Here is a 15,150-nt window from a genome sequence, read left to right on the forward strand (position 1 = left end):
GTCCATCTCACGCAAAATGAAGATCGCCTGCTGGCGGCAAGCCTTCTTCTTCGAGCTCTTTGCTCATATGCGATAGCCCTGCCCACAGGGGGAGGCGGCCGAAGGCCGGTGGGGGAGTTTTAGGGCTGTTGATCCCCGATCCGGCCGCCTGCCGGTCACTCCCCCTCCGTCGGCTTCGCCGACACCTCCCCCACGGGGGGAGGATCTACTCTTGCGCAAACCTCGGTTTCATATGCTCAATTACCTTTCGTTTCGGGGACTTGAGCGTCTTGCGTCTGTTCGTGTTCGGATTGGGCTATGTCGGCCAGGCCTTCGCCGAGGCGCTGATGGCCAGGGGCTGGGGCGTCGCGGCCACCGCGCGGGACGCCGAACGCGCCGCGCAACTGCGCGCCCTGGGGATCGAGCCCGTCGACGCCGACGACCGCGCCGCCATGACCGCGGCCCTGACCGGCGTCAACGCCGTGCTGGTCACCGCCCCGCCCACCGCCGAGGGCTGCCCGGGCCTCGAGGCCACGATCCCGGCCCTGGCGGCGGCGGAGGCCTTTCCCGACTGGATCGGCTACCTGTCGACCACCGGCGTCTATGGCGATTTCGAGGGCCGCTGGGTGTTCGAGAGCTCGCCCCTGAAGGCCCAGTCGGTCGAGGGCGCGCGCCGCGTCGGCGCCGAGCGCGACTGGCGCCAGGTGGGGCGCGGCATGGGGCTGACGGTGACCACCTTCCGCCTACCGGGCATCTACGGCCCCGGCCGCAGCGCCTTGGACCGGCTGCGGGCCGGCGAAGGCCGCCGGATCGTCAAGCCGGGCCAGGTGTTCAGCCGCATCCACCTGGAAGACATCGTCTCGGGCCTGCTGGCCTCGCTGGACCGCCCCCGGGCCGGCGGCGTCTACAACCTGGTCGACGACGAGCCAGCCCCGCCCCAGGACGTGATGGAGCACGCCGCCAGCCTGCTGGGCGTCGCCGTCCCGCCCGACCTGCCGTTCAACGAACTGGGCCTATCGCCGGCCACCCGCCGCTTCTACGCCGAGAACAAGCGCGTCTCCAACGCCCTGGCCAAGGCCGAGCTGGGCTGGCGGCCGAAGTACCCGACCTATCGCGAGGGGCTGGCGGCGATTTTGGCGGCGGGGCGTTAGAGGCTGTCCGGCCAGCGGCGAGAGCCATGGAAGACCCTGAGAATCTCGATCTCCTCGCCACGGATCTTATACGCGACGATGAAGGGGCCTCCAGGAACCACGAGTTCGCGCGCGCCACCGCGACGCCCCGGCCGACCAATGTTGGGGAAGTCGCTAAGTCGCCCGACAACCTTGACGATCCGCTGGATCTGGCCCGCCGCTGCGATGGGGCGATCTTGGGCGATCCACGCCCGAGCGAAGGCAAGATCGCGCTTAGCCGGCTCGGTCCAAACGACGCGCATGCGTCAGTCGCGCGTGGGCATAGGCCGTTCGTTCGGCGTATCCCAAGAGGCGACCCATTCAACGATTTCGTCGTGTTCGAAGACCCGGCCTTCCTCGGCCGCCCGCAAGCCTTCGTCGATCGCGGCGTCCTGCCAATCGCGCGCTTCGAGGAAATCGCGCACGGCTTGCTCGACGAGCGCCGTCTTGGGCTGGTCCATGACGTCCGCGACCTCGGACAATCGCCGGTCAAGATCGCTGTCGAGCTCAATGCGGAGAGGAGCGGATTTCGCCATCGGCCTTCTCGAACAAGTCGTGAACACACCATACGGCTGACGCCGCAAAAGGCCAGCTATTCTTCGTCGGGCCCCATTTCGGCGGCGGCCCAGGCGGTCGCGGGGGCCTGGCCAGCCGCGCGGGCGCGAGCGGCGCGGGCCAGCCGGCGAGCCACCGGATCGTCCTCGACGGGCTCGGCCAGCGCCCTCGCCTCCGCCACCGCCGCCACCAGCCGCTCCAGGTCCTGCGGCCGGGACAGCCGGTGGTCGCCGTCCTTGACCAGGGTGAAGACCACGTCGTCAGCGTTCAGGACGTTGGCCAGCTCCAGGGCGTGGGTCCAGGGCACCTCGGGGTCGGCGCCGCCCTGCAGGACGCGCACCGGGACGTCGATCGGCACGGGCCCCGGCAGGATCGACCAGCGGGCGCCGTCCTCCAGCAAGGCGCGGGTGATCGGATAGCCGCCGTCGTCGTACTCGGAGGGGCGGATCCAGCGGCCGTCGCGGGCGATCGCCGCCCTGGCCTCCTCCGACAGCTCCGGCGCCATCAGCTTCTCGGTGAAGTCCGGCGCGGGCGCGACCAGCACCAGGGCCTTGACCCGGTCAGGCCGGGCGATGGCGGCCAGACAGGCCAGCCAGCCGCCCATCGACGAGCCCACCAGCACCAGCGGCCCTTGGGTCAACTCGTCGATCACCGCCAGCGCGTCCTCGCGCCAATGGCTGATCGTGCCCTCGGCGAAGTCGCCGTCCGACTCCCCGTGGCCGAAATAGTCGAAGCGCAGATAACCGCCGCCGGTCGCCTGGGCCTGGTCGGCCAGGACCTGGGCCTTGGTCCCGGCCATGTCGGAATGGAACCCGCCCAACCATACAACCGTGGGCTGGGTTCCGGGGACGCTGCGATACGCCAACCGCAGATTGTTGATGCGAACGAGGTGCTGAAGGGAATCGGTCATGGCGCGGCCTTGTTCATTTCGGTAACTACGACCCCTCAAACCTCGTTAGAGCAACGCGTGTCCATCCTCCCCGACGATTTCACGCTCCTGCAGGTGACCCCGGAACTGGAAACCGGCGGCGCCGAGCAGACGACCATCGACGTGGCCCACGGCGTGATCGCCCAGGGCGGCAAGGCCCTGGTCGCCACCAAGGGCGGCCGCATGGCCTCGCGGCTGGAGGCCGACGGCGGCCGCCTGGCCCAGATGCCGGCCCAGTCCAAGAACCCGCTGATCATGCTGGGCAACGCCGCCCGGCTGATCGACCTGATCCGCCGCGAGAAGGTGACCCTGGTCCACGCCCGCTCGCGCGCGCCCGCCTTCAGCGCCCTGTGGGCCGCCCACGCCACCAGGGTGCCGTTCGTGGCCACCTATCACGGCGTCTACAACGCCAAGTCCAACCTCAAGCGCTGGTACAACGCGGTGATGACCAAGGGCGACCTGGTGATCGCCAATTCGGAATATACCCGCGCCCACGTGATCGCCGAGCATGGCATTCCGGCCGAACGGGTGGTGGCCATTCCGCGCGGCGTCGACCTGACCCGCTTCGAACCGGGCCTGGTCTCGGCAGAACGGGTCAGGGCGTTGCGCGACGCCTGGGGCGTCCAGACCGAGGACCGCCGGCTGAAGGTGCTGCTGGCCGGCCGCCTGACGCGCTGGAAGGGCCAGGCCCTGGTCATCGAGGCCATGGCGCGGCTGAAGGCGATCTCCGACACCCGCATCCTGCTGCTGCTGGTCGGCGACGACCAGGGGCGCAAGGCCTATCGCGCCGAACTGGAGCACATGATCGCCCAGGCCGGGCTGCAGGACAGCGTCAGGCTGGTGGGCCATTGCGACGACATGCCGGCCGCCTACCTGATCGCCGACCTGGCCATCGCCCCCTCGCTGGAGCCCGAGGCCTTCGGCCGCACGGCGGTCGAGCCGCAGGTGATGGGTAAGCCGGTGATGGCCGCCGACCACGGGGCGGCGCGCGAGACCGTGGTCGCCGGCGAGACCGGCTGGCTGGTCAAGCCCGGCGACGCCGAGGCCTGGGCCGAAGCCCTGTCCAACGCCTGCGAATCCGGGGCGGCGCGACGCCAGGCCATGGGCATGGCGGCCCGGGTGCGGGCCCGGAAACTGTATTCGGTTGACGCCATGGTCGAAGCAACGCTCAAGGTCTACGCACGCGTTCTGGAGACGAAGAGTTGAGCAAGGAAATCAAGAAGGTCCTGGTCATCAAGCTGGGCGCCCTCGGCGATTTCGTTCTGGCCCTGGCGGCGATGAAGAAGATCCGCGAAGCCCATCCGCGCGCCAAGATCACCCTGCTCACCACCCCGCCCTTCGAAGCCCTGGCCAAGCTGTCGCCCTACTTCAACAGCGTCGAGACCGACGGCCGTCCCAGCGACTTCGGCGACCTGACCGCCATGCTGGGGCGTCTGCGCCAGGCCCGCTACGACCGCGTCTATGACCTGCAGACCAACAGCCGCACCAACTGGTACTTCCAGGCCCTGCGGCCGTTCCCGCCGCAGTGGTCGGGCATCGCGGCCGGCTGCGCCCTGCCCCAGCGCGGCAAGGCCCGCTACCACATGCACACGCTGGAGCGGCAGGCCGACCAGTTGAAGCAGGCCGGCGTCTGGCCCGACGCCCCCACCGCGCCGGGCGCCGCCCCGGCCCCGGACCTGTCCTGGATCCTGCGCCGCACCAAGGAGACGCGGCCGGTGGCCAGCGCCGCGGCCCCGCGTCCCTATGTGCTGCTGGTGCCCGGCGGTTCGGCGCATCGGCCCGAGAAGCGCTGGCCGACCGAAAGCTACGCCCAGCTCGCCGCCCTGCTGAAGGCGCGGGGACTGGACATCGTCATCATCGGCGGCCCGCAGGAAAGCGCCATGGCCCGGCAGATCCAGAAGACCGTGGGCCAAGCCCGCGACCTGACCGGCCGCACCGACTTCGCCCAACTGGCCGTGCTGGGCGCCAAGGCGGTCCTGGCCGTCGGCAACGACACCGGCCCGACCCACCTGCTGGCCGCCGCCGGCGCCCCGACCATCGCCCTGTTCTCCGACGCCTCGGACCCGGAATTGTGCGGCCCGCGCGGCCACGTGACGGTGATCCGCTCGCCCGACCTCCAGGCCCTGCCGGTCAGCACCGTGGCCAGCGCGGCGATCGCGTTGCTGCCGCGCTGACAATCCTCCCCCTGTGGGGGAGGCGGCCGAAGGCCGGTGGGGGGAGTTTTAGGGTCGTCGTTCCGGGATGCGGCCATCGGCCGATTACTCCCCCCTCCGTCGGCTTCGCCGAAACCTCCCCCACAGGGGGAGGATCTGCTCAATACCCCTCGTACCGTCCCGGCTTGTGGTTGGCGATGATCACCACGCTCAGCGCCACGGCCGAGAGGATCGACAGCAGCAGCTTGTCCCAGCTGATCACCGCGAAGGCCGCGGCCACGATCACGCAATCCGAAGCCATCTGCACCTTGCCGGCGCTGATCCCGCGCTTTTCGTAGAGCCACAGCGCCAGCACCCCGATGCCGCCGACGCTGGACTTGTGCCGCGCCAAGGCCAGGATGCCCATGCCGATGATCGTGCCGCCGAAGATCGCGGCGAACACCGGATCGACGGTGATGATCTTCAGCCAGGCCGGCAGGCCCAGGGCCAGGCCGGCCAGCAGCAGGTTGGTGACCAGGGTCTTGCCGGTGAACACCCAGCCCAGCGCGCGCTGGGCCAGCACGTAGAACGGGATGTTCAGCAGGAAGAACAGCACCCCGACCGGCCAATGGGTCAGGTAGGACAGGATCAGCGCCACCCCCGCCATCCCGCCCGTGGTCAGGCCGGCCGCCTTCAGCAGGGTCAGGCCCACGGCGATGAAGCTGGAGCCGATCAGCAGGGCGTGAACGTCCTCGATCGGGGTGTGACGGGCGGCGGCGGGCGGCGTGTTCATGGACGGACAGGAAGGATCGCGACTGGAGGGAAGGCCGGCCCGACCCCGACGTTTCGCCCCCTTGGCCCCTTCTCGACGCGTCCGGCCCTTAAAAGGCGGGCCTTGACGCGCATGCGCCTTGATAGCGCGGGAGTCCTTCGTCATATATCACTTGCGAACGCGGCGTCCCTCGGACTCCGCGCGAACTCATTCAATGATACGCCTCCGGATCGTCAGGTCCGGCGGCAAAAGCCCATGAACAACACCGGAGCCGCCCTATTCGCCGTCCTATGCAAACGCCGCCCGTCAAGGATGGTCCGCGTATCAACGAAGACATTCGGGTCCCCCGCGTCCTGCTGATCGACCAGAACGGCGAGAAGCAAGGCGAGATGCCGATTTCCGCCGCCCTCGAAGCGGCCGAGGAAGCAGGCCTGGACCTGGTCGAGATCGTCCCCAACGCGAACCCTCCCGTCTGCAAGATCCTGGACTACGGCAAGTTCAAGTTCCAGGAGCAGAAGAAGAAGAACGAGGCTCGCAAGCGGCAGAAGATCGTCGAGCTCAAGGAAATCAAGCTGCGCCCCAACATCGACATTCACGATTACGACGTGAAGGCCAAGTCGATGCACCGGTTCTTCGAGGAAGGCGACAAGGTCAAGGTGACCCTGCGCTTCCGCGGCCGGGAAATGGCGCACCCGGAACTGGGCATGAAGCTGCTGCTCAAGGTCAAGGCCGATTTCGACGAGATCGCCAAGGTCGAATACGAGCCACGCATGGAAGGCCGCCAGATGATCATGATCCTGGCCCCGCGCTAGGCTCTTTCGCTTGGACATGCAGAACGCCCCGGCCAACGCCGGGGCGTTTTTCGTTGAGGCCGGGCCTTTGATCGCCCCTTCGAAAACGCAACCCTACGACGCGAACAAGCTCGACAGTTTCGCGAGCCTTGCTAGGCTGAGGCCAGTTTGGGGGACTATGCGTGTTGAAGACCGTCTTGGCCGTCGTCACGGCCGGTATCGCCATGGGCGGCGCGATCCGCGCCGAGGCCGTTGCGGCGGAGGCCCCACCGCTGGCCCTCTACGGCCGCCTGCCCGATGTCGACCAGATCGCGATCTCGCCGGACGGCCGCAAGCTGGCCATCTCCCTCACCGACGGCGAAAAGCGCGTGGTCGCGATCCGCGAGGCGGATGAGGGCAGCAAGCTGCTCAGCGCCGTCAACCTTGAGAGCACCAAGCTGCGCGACGTGCGGTGGGCCGGACCCGAGCACGTGCTGATCACCAAGTCGAACACCGCCCAGCCCTACGGCCTGTCGGGGCCCAAGCGCGAATACTGGATGACCATCGACGTCAACCTGACGACCAAGAAGCAGCGCCTGCTGATGGAGAACCAGGAAGACGCGATGAACGTCGTCCTGGCGGTGCCGACCGTGCGGATGCTCGACGGCGTGCCGCACGCCTTCGTCGAGGGCGTGCATTTCGTCGACAACTACGGCGCCGACACGCTCTACAAGATCAACCTGAAGACCGGCGCCACCCGCCGGCTGGACATCGGCGGGTCGGAGGACACCGACGACTGGCTGGTCTCGCCCGACGGCCAGCCCCTGGCCCAATCGCTCTATGACGAGCAGAAGGGCGCCTGGTCGCTGAAGCTCAAGACCGACCACGGCTGGGTCACCGCCGAGAAGACCGAGTCGAAGATGGGCTCGCGCCGCCTGGGCGGCCTGGGCCGCGACGGCCGCTCGGTGCTGGTGTGGATGGACGACGAGAACGACACCGACAAGACAGTGCTGCGCGAATACGCCCTCGACGGCGACCATGTCGTCATCCCCGACAGCGCCACGTTCGACAGCCTGATCCACGCGCCCGACGGCTCGGGCCTGGTCGGCGCCAAGAGCCTGCTGGGCGACGAACGCCGCTACACCTTCTTCGACGCCAAGCTGCAGGCCAGCTGGAACGCCGTGGCCAAGGCCTTCCCCGGCGATCAGATCGCGCTGGAGTCCTGGTCGGACGACAAGCGCAAGCTGGTGGTCTGGGTCGATTCCCCGACAGAGGGCCCGGCCTACGCCCTGGTCGATCTCGACACCGGTAGCGCCCGCTACCTGGCCAACGTCTATGCCGGGCTGACGGAGGACGGCGTCTTCGATGTCCGGCCGATCAAGTACAAGGCCGCCGACGGCCTGGAGATCACCGGCTACCTGACCCTGCCCAAGGGCAAGGATCCCAAGAACCTGCCGCTGGTGGTGCTGCCGCACGGCGGTCCCGAGGGCCGCGACACCCTGGGCTTCGACTGGTGGAGCCAGGCGCTTGCCTCGCGCGGCTACGCGGTGCTGCGGCCCAATTTCCGGGGCTCGGAAGGTTTTGGCTGGGCGTTCGTCAAGGCCGGTTTCGGCCAGTGGGGCAAGTCCATGCAGACCGACCTGTCGGACGGCGTGCGCCATCTGGCCAAGCAGGGGACGATCGATCCCAAGCGCGTCTGCATTGTCGGCGGCAGCTATGGCGGCTACGCCGCCCTGGCCGGGGCGACCCTGGACCGCGGCGTCTATCGCTGCGCCGCCTCGGTGGCCGGCCCCGCCGACCTCAAGCGCATGCTGGTCGACAGCAACGAACGCTTCAACTCCAGCAACAACTCGACCCTGCGCTATTGGCTGCGGTTCATGGGCGCTGACCGCGTCCGGGACCCCGACCTGGCCGCCATCTCGCCGGCCAAGATGGCCGACAAGGTCGACGTCCCCCTGCTGCTGATCCACGGCAAGGACGACACCGTAGTGCCCTATGTGCAGAGCACGATCATGGCCGACGCCATGAAGAAGGCCGGCAAGCCGGTCGAACTGGTCACCCTCGACGGCGAGGACCACTGGCTGTCGCGCGGCGCTACCCGGCTGCAGATGCTGACCTCGGTGGTGGGCTTCCTGGAGAAGAACAACCCGCCGAACTGACGCGCGCGATCGGCTCCACTGAAATTTCAGATAGCGGTCGCCAGGACCGCCGATCCGGCGTAAACCGCGCGGCCTGATGACCACGCCCGCCCCCCCGACCGCCGCCACGCCGGACGCCAGTCCTCGCGCCCTCTATGTCCTGCTGCTGGTGGTGTTCATCAACCTGGTGGGCTTCGGGCTGGTCATTCCGCTGCTGCCCTTCTACGCCAAGTCGCTGAACGCCAGCGCCTGGCAGGTGACGGCGATGTTCTCGGCCTATTCGCTGGGGCAGTTCATCGCCGAACCGTTCTGGGGGCGCCTCAGCGACCGCATCGGCCGGCGGCCGGTGCTGATCGTCACCATCCTGGCCAACACTCTCTCCTATGTGGCCCTGGCCTTCGCGCCCAACATCGCCTGGGCCTTCGCCATCCGCCTGGCCAGCGGCTTCGGCAGCGGCAACATCTCGACGATCCAGGGCTACATGGCCGACGTCACCCCGCCCGAGAAGCGCGCGGGGCGCATGGGCCTGCTGGGCGCGGCGTTCGGCATGGGCTTCGTGGTCGGCCCCACCCTGGGCGGCCTGCTGCCGGGCCTGGCCAAGGCCTTCGGCCACTCCGACACCGGCCGCCTGGCGTTCCAGATCCCGCTGCTGACCGCCGCCGCCCTGGCCGCGATCGCCGCCCTGGGCGTGTTCCTGTTCGTGGTCGAGAGCCGCGCGCCCAGCCGCAAGGACGCCCCCGTGGAGCGCCGGCGCGACCACCTGGCCGCCGCGGCCGCCCACCCGGTGCTGTCGCGGGTGCTGCTGGTCACCCTGATCTCGACCGCCGCCTTCGCCGGCATGGAATCGGTGTTCGGCCTGTGGACCCAGGCCCGGTTCGACTGGGGCCCCAAGCAGGTCGGCCTGTGCTTCGCGGTCATCGGGATCATCGCCTCGGTCGGCCAGGGGCTGATCACCGGCCGGCTGGCGCGGCGGTTCGGCGAGGCCAGGGTGCTGGCCGCGGGCCTGGCGATCATCACTGTCAGCCTATGCCTGACCCCGTTCGTCCCCTCGTCGGCCTTCGTGCCGCTGGCGGTGGGGTGCACGGCGTTCGGCCAGTCGTTGGTCTTCCCCTGCGTGGCGGCCCTGATCTCGCGCGCCACCCCGCCCGACAAGCAGGGCGCCATGCTGGGGCTGAACATGGCCGCCGGCTCCCTGGCCCGCATGACCGGCCCGATGCTGGCCGGTCCGCTGTTCGGCCTGGCCATCGGCGGCCCCTACTGGCTGGGAGCGATCCTGATGCTGCCGGCGGTGGCCTTCGCCCTGACCATCGAGAGCCGGGTCAAGGCCGCGGCTTGAGGCGGGGCTTTGCCGCTTGCCTTCTGCGTCCCTTTCCCGTACTAACCCCGCCTTTCCGGAACCGCCTGGCTAATGGCATGCCATGGCGGTTCGTCATGCTTCTCTAGAGGACGGGGCGGTTAAACGCTCCGACGCGAAATGCCTAAGTTGAAGACCAAGTCGGGCGCCAAGAAGCGCTTCAAGATCACGGCCACGGGCCTGCTGAAAGCCGGCGTCGCCGGCAAGCGTCACCGTCTGATCGGCCACAACGGCAAGTACATCCGCCAGAACCGCGGCACGAAGGTCATGAGCGAATCCGACGCCAAGACCATCCGTTCGTACCTGCCCTACGGCCTTTAAGAGGAGCGCTGACACATGGCTCGCGTTAAACGTGGCGTCACCGCCCACGCCAAGCACAAGAAGGTTCTTGAACAGGCGAAGGGCTTCTACGGCCGCCGCAAGAACACCATCCGCACCGCCAAGGCCGCCGTCGACAAGGCCGGCCAGTACGCGTACCGCGACCGCAAGGTGCGCAAGCGCGCCTTCCGCTCGCTGTGGATCCAACGCATCAACGCCGGCGCTCGCGTCGAGGGCTTCACCTACTCGCAGTTTATCCACGGCCTGGACGTGGCGGGTATCGTGATCGACCGCAAGGTCCTCTCGGACATCGCGGGCAACGACCCGGTCGCGTTCAAGGCCATTGCTGACAAGGTCCGCACCGCCCTGGCCGCCTAAGGTCTTTTTCGGGTCCGTCCCGATTGCGATCTGAAGAGCCCTCCGGTGCGAACCGGAGGGCTTTTTGCTGTCTGGCCCCTTCTCCCCACCCGTGAAACGGGGGAGGGCGCGCGCGGCCGCCAAGTTGACGCTTCAGGACGCCCCCTCCGTCACGTCGCGTATTCGCGACGCGCCACCTCCCCCGCGATGCGGGTGAGGAGAAGCAGCGACCGCCCAACTATCGGTTCAACCCCCGCTCCAAATCCTCTAGACGGAACCCCGTCATGACCGATCTCACCTCCCTCGAAGCCGACGTGCTGGCGCAAGTCGCCGCCGCCAGCGATCTCGCCGCCCTGGACGCCGTGCGCGTTTCCGCCCTGGGCAAGACCGGCTCGATCTCGGGCCTGCTCAAGACCCTGGGCGCCATGAGCCCCGACGAGCGCAAGGAACGCGGCGCGGCGATCAATATCCTGCGTGACCGCGTGCAGACGGCGCTGAACGACAAGAAGGCCGCGCTGGAAACCGCCGCCCTCGGCGCGCGCCTGGCCAGCGAGACCCTGGACCTGACCCTGCCCGCCCCGCGCCGCCGCCGCGGCGGCGTCCACCCGACCATGCAGACCATGGACGAGATGGTCGCCATCTTCGCCGAAATGGGCTTCGCGGTGGCGGAAGGTCCCGACATCGAGGACGACTTCCACAACTTCACGGCCCTGAACTTCCCCGAGAAGCACCCGGCCCGCGAGATGCATGACACCTTCTTCTTCAGGACGAAGGTCTCTCCTGACGGTTCTGGGGGCGAACGCATGCTGCTGCGCACCCACACCAGCCCCGTGCAGGTGCGGACCATGCTCAGTCAAACTCCGCCGATCCGGATCATCGCCCCCGGCCGCACCTATCGCGTAGACAACGACGCCACCCACACCCCGGTGTTCCACCAGGTCGAGGGCCTTGTGATCGACAAGGGCATCCACATGGGCCACCTGAAGTGGACCCTGGAGACCTTCCTGGCGCGGTTCTTCGAGACCGACGCGGTGACCACCCAGTTCCGGCCGCACCACTTCCCGTTCACCGAACCGTCGGCGGAAATGGACGTGCAGTGCGACCGCACCGGCGGCGAGATCAAGATCGGCCAGGGCACGTCGTGGCTCGAGATCCTGGGCTGCGGCATGGTTCACCCCAATGTCCTGCGCGCTTGCGGCATCGATCCGGACGAGTACCAGGGCTTCGCGTTCGGCATGGGCGTCGACCGGCTGGGGATGCTGAAATACGGCATGCCCGACCTGCGCGACATGTGGTCGTCCGACGTCCGCTGGCTCGAACACTACGGCTTCAGCGCCTTCGCCGCGCCGAACGCGGCCAGCGGTCTCAGCTGATGCAGTTGCCCGCCAGCCCGTTCACGGCCGTCGACTGGTCGCAGGTCGAGCCCACCGTCCATCCGGGCGAGCGAGGCGAGGCGACCTGGCGCACGCTCAACGTCGGCGACATGCGCCTGCGCCGCGTCGACTATTCGCCCGGCTACCTGGCCGATCACTGGTGCGACCGCGGCCATGTGATCTTGGTGCTGGAAGGCGAGCTGGTCAGCGAGCTGAAGGACGGCCGCACCGCCATCTTGACCGCCGGCATGAGCTATCACGTCTCCGACTTCGGCGACCCCGCCCACCGCTCGTCGACCTCGGTCGGCGCCAAGCTGTTCATTGTGGACTGACCCGATGACCCAGAGCTTCCAACCCGGCGGCCGTCCCGGCCGCGTTCCGACGGACGCCTTCGCCAAGGTGTTCGAGAGCGTCGACCTGTCGCTCTACGACCTGTTCCGCGCCAATTTCCAGGCCGGCAACCGGATCATCTCGGGCCGCACGTTCCGCAACTGCCGGATCGAGGGGCCGGCGGTGATGCTGGTGCTCGACAAGGTCAATTTCGACGCCACCAACTTCGGCCCCAATGGCGGCGACGTGCGCAACCTGGTGCTGCGCCCGGCCAGCCCGACCTCGGTCATCGGCACGATCCCCGTCGAGGACTGCCAATTCATCAACTGCGAGTTCTTCGGCCTGGGCTTCACCGGTCCCGACCAATTCCTCGATCAGTTGCTGGCTCTGGAAACCAAGTAGATGAAGTTCACCCTTTCCTGGCTCAAGGATCACCTCGAGACCGAGGCCTCCGCCACCGAAGTCGTCGCCGCCATGACCATGGCCGGCCTCGAAGTCGAACACGTCACCGATCCGGCGTCGAAGCTGGCGTCCTTCACGGTCGCCAAGATCGTCGAGGCCGTGCAGCATCCCAACGCCGACCGCTTGCGCGTCTGCCAGGTCGACACCGTCGACGGCCGCAAGGAGATCGTCTGCGGCGCGCCCAACGCCCGTCCGGGCCTGACCACAGTCTACGCGCCGATCGGCGCCTATGTGCCGGGCCTGGACGTCACCCTGGTCGAAAAGCCGGTGCGCGGCGTGGTCTCCAACGGCATGCTGTGCTCGGGCTCGGAGCTGGAGGCTGACGACGGCTCCGAGGGCATCCTGGAACTGCCGGACGACCTGGCGGTCGGGACCCCCGCTTCCCAGGCCCTGGGCCTGGAGGCGGTGATCGACTTCGAGGTCACCCCCAACCGCCCCGACTGGCTGGGCGTGGCCGGCATCGCCCGCGACCTGGCCGCGGCCGGGATCGGGACGCTGAAGGACCTGTCGATCGCCCCGGTGCCGGGGACCTTCCCCTGCCCGATCACCGTCAAGGTCGACGGCGACGCCTGCCCGGTGTTCAGCGGCCGCCTGATCCGCGGCGTCAAGAACGGTCCCTCGCCCAAATGGTTGGCCGACCGGCTGAAGGCCATCGGCCTGCGTCCGATCAACACCCTGGTGGATATCACCAACCTGATCTCCTACGACCGCGCGCGGCCGCTGCACGCCTATGACGCGGCCAAGCTGGTCGGGACCGTGATCGAGGCGCGCCTGGGCCGCGGCAAGGCCGAGGTCACGCCCGGCGACCAGCCCTCGCCGGCCGAACACCACGACGAGCAGCTGATCGCCCTGGACGGCAAGACCTACGACATCACGCCCGAGATGAGCGTGATCGCCGACGCCGACGGCAACCGCCCGATCGGCCTGGGCGGCGTGATGGGCGGCGAGAGCACCGGCTGCTCGGACGACACCGTCGACGTCTTCCTGGAAAGCGCCTGGTTCGAGCCGATCCGCACGGCCCAGACCGGCCGCGTAACCGGCATCGCCAGCGACGCCCAGTACCGGTTCGCCCGCACGGTCGACACCGGCTCGCTCGTGCCCGGCCTGGAACTGGCCACCAAGCTGATCCTGGACCTGTGCGGCGGCGAGGCCTCGGAGATCATCGTGGCCGGCGAGGCCCCGGCCGCGCCCGGCCCGATCCTGTTCGACCCGGCCTATGTCGAGGCCCTGTCGGGCCTGGCCATCGCGCCGGAGCGCACGCTGAAGATCCTGACGGATCTGGGCTTCACCCTGTCGCCGCCGACCGACGTGCCGACCACCGAGTTCGCCACCCACGCCGAAAGCCTGGTCTGCGTCACCCCGCCGACGTTCCGGCGCGACGTTCAGGGCAAGGCCGACCTAGTCGAGGAAGTGGCCCGCATCGCCGGCTATGGCGAACTGCCCTCCACGCCCCTGCCCGAGGTTCCGCGCCCAGTCGGCGGCGTGCTGACCGTCAAGCAGGCCCGCGCCCGCACGGCCCGCCGCGCCATGGCGGCGGCCGGCTACGCCGAGGCCCTGACCTTCAGCTTCACCAGCAGGGCCATCGCCGAGCTGTTCGGCGGCGGCGCCCCTGATCTGCTGCTGGCCAATCCGATCGCCTCGGACCTGGACTGCATGCGTCCCTCGCTGCTGCCCAACCTGATCGAGGCGGCCGGCCGCAACGCCCGCCAAGGCTTCCCGGACGTCGCCCTGTTCGAGGTCGGCCCGGTGTTCTTCGGCGACCGACCGCAGGACCAGAAGACGACGATCGCCGCGATCCTCGCCCCCCGCGCCCCGCGCGGCTGGGACAAGGCCAAGGCCGAGGACGTGTTCACGGTGAAGGCCGACCTGATGGCCCTGCTGGAGGAGATCGGCGCCCCGGTCGCCTCGCTGCAGGTCGCCCAAGGCTCGGCCTCGTCCTGGTGGCATCCCGGCCGTTCGGCGCGGCTGCAGCTGGGCCCCAAGGCGGTGCTGGCCGAGTTCGGCGAGCTGCATCCGGCGGTGCTGAAGGCCCTGGACGTGGCCGGGCCGGTCTATGGCTTCGAGATCACCCTGGAAGCCGTGCCCGAGCCCAAGAAGAAGGCGGTCAAGACCAAGCCGGCCTTCAGCCCCTCGCCGCTGATGCCCCTGACCCGCGACTTCGCCTTCGTGGCCGACAAGGCCAAGGCGGCGGGCGACCTGGTCAAGGCCGCGGCCGGCGCCGACAAGGCGCTGATCGCCGCCGTGCGGGTGTTCGACGTCTATGAGGGCCCCGGCGTGCCGGACGGCTCCAAGTCGGTCGCCCTTGAGGTGGTCATCCAGCCGCGTGAGAAGACCCTGACCGAGGCCGAGATCGAGGCCCTGTCGGCCAGGATCGTGGCGGCGGTCGAGAAGGCCGGCGGCAAGCTGCGGTCGTAAGACCCTCCCCCTGTGGGGCAGGGGAATCGCATTTGATGCGGCTGGGGAGTTGCCAGAGATTTGCTGATCGATTCTGACAGTGTTTCCGTAATGAGGAG

General features: G+C 68.7%; 16 protein-coding genes and 1 pseudogene. 13 read left to right on the forward strand and 4 right to left on the reverse strand.

From position 1 onward, the window contains the following. Window positions 1-269 precede the first annotated feature (269 nt). On the forward strand, window positions 270-1,130 hold the full coding sequence (locus tag J2X41_RS25065; RefSeq protein ID WP_310087323.1) for an SDR family oxidoreductase: 861 nt from the start codon (window positions 270-272) through the stop codon (window positions 1,128-1,130). Here J2X41_RS25065 and J2X41_RS25070 read toward each other — a convergent pair. The 3 genes from J2X41_RS25070 to J2X41_RS25080 are packed head-to-tail and all read right to left on the reverse strand — an operon-like array spanning window position 1,127 to window position 2,613. Next, complete coding sequence (locus J2X41_RS25070) at window positions 1,127-1,411, reverse strand: type II toxin-antitoxin system RelE/ParE family toxin (RefSeq protein ID WP_310087292.1); 285 nt, start codon at window positions 1,409-1,411, stop codon at window positions 1,127-1,129. The genes J2X41_RS25065 and J2X41_RS25070 overlap by 4 nt on opposite strands. Before the next feature lie 3 nt (window positions 1,412-1,414). Then, on the reverse strand, window positions 1,415-1,684 hold the full coding sequence (locus tag J2X41_RS25075) for a CopG family ribbon-helix-helix protein (RefSeq protein WP_310087294.1): 270 nt from the start codon (window positions 1,682-1,684) through the stop codon (window positions 1,415-1,417). Between the two features lie 56 nt (window positions 1,685-1,740). Beyond that, window positions 1,741-2,613: an alpha/beta hydrolase gene (locus J2X41_RS25080; protein WP_310087296.1), complete on the reverse strand. Its 873-nt coding sequence runs from the start codon at window positions 2,611-2,613 to the stop codon at window positions 1,741-1,743. A 57-nt stretch (window positions 2,614-2,670) separates the two neighbouring features. Here J2X41_RS25080 and J2X41_RS25085 point away from each other — a divergent pair, with 57 nt between their 5' ends. Together J2X41_RS25085 and J2X41_RS25090 are read left to right on the forward strand one after the other, a co-directional pair. Next, entirely contained in the window at window positions 2,671-3,837 is a 1,167-nt protein-coding gene (locus tag J2X41_RS25085) for a glycosyltransferase family 4 protein (RefSeq protein ID WP_310087298.1), read from the forward strand. Further along, entirely contained in the window at window positions 3,834-4,805 is a 972-nt protein-coding gene (locus tag J2X41_RS25090; protein WP_310087300.1) for a glycosyltransferase family 9 protein, read from the forward strand. The genes J2X41_RS25085 and J2X41_RS25090 overlap by 4 nt, the downstream gene beginning before the upstream one ends. A gap of 139 nt (window positions 4,806-4,944) precedes the next feature. On the opposite strand, the gene J2X41_RS25095 is transcribed toward J2X41_RS25090, so the two are convergent. Next, entirely contained in the window at window positions 4,945-5,556 is a 612-nt protein-coding gene (locus tag J2X41_RS25095) for a YitT family protein (protein WP_310087303.1), read from the reverse strand. A gap of 269 nt (window positions 5,557-5,825) precedes the next feature. Between J2X41_RS25095 and infC the strand changes: the two genes are divergently transcribed. From infC to pheT, 10 genes and pseudogenes are all read left to right on the forward strand, one after another. Further along, complete coding sequence (gene infC, locus J2X41_RS25100) at window positions 5,826-6,347, forward strand: translation initiation factor IF-3 (protein ID WP_028041504.1); 522 nt, start codon at window positions 5,826-5,828, stop codon at window positions 6,345-6,347. A 164-nt stretch (window positions 6,348-6,511) separates the two neighbouring features. Continuing rightward, window positions 6,512-8,464 (forward strand): alpha/beta hydrolase family protein, encoded by a 1,953-nt coding sequence (locus J2X41_RS25105; protein ID WP_404979984.1) that lies wholly within the window; start codon window positions 6,512-6,514, stop codon window positions 8,462-8,464. 76 nt (window positions 8,465-8,540) lie between these two features. After that, the gene (locus tag J2X41_RS25110) at window positions 8,541-9,779 is read left to right on the forward strand and encodes an MFS transporter (RefSeq protein WP_310087306.1); all 1,239 of its coding nucleotides are present in this window, start codon (window positions 8,541-8,543) and stop codon (window positions 9,777-9,779) included. 138 nt (window positions 9,780-9,917) lie between these two features. Then, the gene (gene rpmI, locus J2X41_RS25115) at window positions 9,918-10,118 is read left to right on the forward strand and encodes a 50S ribosomal protein L35 (protein ID WP_007672148.1); all 201 of its coding nucleotides are present in this window, start codon (window positions 9,918-9,920) and stop codon (window positions 10,116-10,118) included. A gap of 15 nt (window positions 10,119-10,133) precedes the next feature. Continuing rightward, window positions 10,134-10,493: a 50S ribosomal protein L20 gene (rplT, locus tag J2X41_RS25120; RefSeq protein ID WP_310087313.1), complete on the forward strand. Its 360-nt coding sequence runs from the start codon at window positions 10,134-10,136 to the stop codon at window positions 10,491-10,493. 137 nt (window positions 10,494-10,630) lie between these two features. Beyond that, window positions 10,631-10,702 (forward strand): annotated as a pseudogene (locus tag J2X41_RS25390) (hypothetical protein); the annotation flags it as partial. 54 nt (window positions 10,703-10,756) lie between these two features. After that, window positions 10,757-11,845 (forward strand): phenylalanine--tRNA ligase subunit alpha, encoded by a 1,089-nt coding sequence (gene pheS / locus J2X41_RS25125; protein ID WP_310087315.1) that lies wholly within the window; start codon window positions 10,757-10,759, stop codon window positions 11,843-11,845. Further along, window positions 11,845-12,177 carry a DHCW motif cupin fold protein gene (locus J2X41_RS25130; RefSeq protein WP_310087317.1) on the forward strand — a complete coding sequence of 111 codons (333 nt, stop codon included), beginning with the start codon at window positions 11,845-11,847 and terminating at the stop codon, window positions 12,175-12,177. The genes pheS and J2X41_RS25130 overlap by 1 nt, the downstream gene beginning before the upstream one ends. A 4-nt stretch (window positions 12,178-12,181) precedes the next feature. Further along, window positions 12,182-12,577: a hypothetical protein gene (locus J2X41_RS25135; RefSeq protein WP_310087319.1), complete on the forward strand. Its 396-nt coding sequence runs from the start codon at window positions 12,182-12,184 to the stop codon at window positions 12,575-12,577. Further along, window positions 12,578-15,052 carry a phenylalanine--tRNA ligase subunit beta gene (pheT, locus tag J2X41_RS25140; protein ID WP_310087321.1) on the forward strand — a complete coding sequence of 825 codons (2,475 nt, stop codon included), beginning with the start codon at window positions 12,578-12,580 and terminating at the stop codon, window positions 15,050-15,052. The last annotated feature ends 98 nt before the right edge of the window (window positions 15,053-15,150 follow it).

Origin of the sequence: Caulobacter sp. BE254 (assembly GCF_031457295.1) — a bacterium.
Classification (GTDB): domain Bacteria; phylum Pseudomonadota; class Alphaproteobacteria; order Caulobacterales; family Caulobacteraceae; genus Caulobacter.

Coding starts and splice junctions, on each gene's coding strand:
- J2X41_RS25070 (WP_310087292.1), bottom strand. CDS start 1,411: ATGCGCGTCGTTTGGACCGAGCCGGCTAAGCGCGATCTTGCCTTCGCT.
- J2X41_RS25075 (WP_310087294.1), bottom strand. CDS start 1,684: ATGGCGAAATCCGCTCCTCTCCGCATTGAGCTCGACAGCGATCTTGAC.
- J2X41_RS25080 (WP_310087296.1), bottom strand. CDS start 2,613: ATGACCGATTCCCTTCAGCACCTCGTTCGCATCAACAATCTGCGGTTG.
- J2X41_RS25095 (WP_310087303.1), bottom strand. CDS start 5,556: ATGAACACGCCGCCCGCCGCCGCCCGTCACACCCCGATCGAGGACGTT.
- infC (WP_028041504.1), top strand. CDS start 5,826: ATGCAAACGCCGCCCGTCAAGGATGGTCCGCGTATCAACGAAGACATT.
- J2X41_RS25110 (WP_310087306.1), top strand. CDS start 8,541: ATGACCACGCCCGCCCCCCCGACCGCCGCCACGCCGGACGCCAGTCCT.
- rpmI (WP_007672148.1), top strand. CDS start 9,918: ATGCCTAAGTTGAAGACCAAGTCGGGCGCCAAGAAGCGCTTCAAGATC.
- rplT (WP_310087313.1), top strand. CDS start 10,134: ATGGCTCGCGTTAAACGTGGCGTCACCGCCCACGCCAAGCACAAGAAG.
- pheS (WP_310087315.1), top strand. CDS start 10,757: ATGACCGATCTCACCTCCCTCGAAGCCGACGTGCTGGCGCAAGTCGCC.
- J2X41_RS25130 (WP_310087317.1), top strand. CDS start 11,845: ATGCAGTTGCCCGCCAGCCCGTTCACGGCCGTCGACTGGTCGCAGGTC.
- J2X41_RS25135 (WP_310087319.1), top strand. CDS start 12,182: ATGACCCAGAGCTTCCAACCCGGCGGCCGTCCCGGCCGCGTTCCGACG.
- pheT (WP_310087321.1), top strand. CDS start 12,578: ATGAAGTTCACCCTTTCCTGGCTCAAGGATCACCTCGAGACCGAGGCC.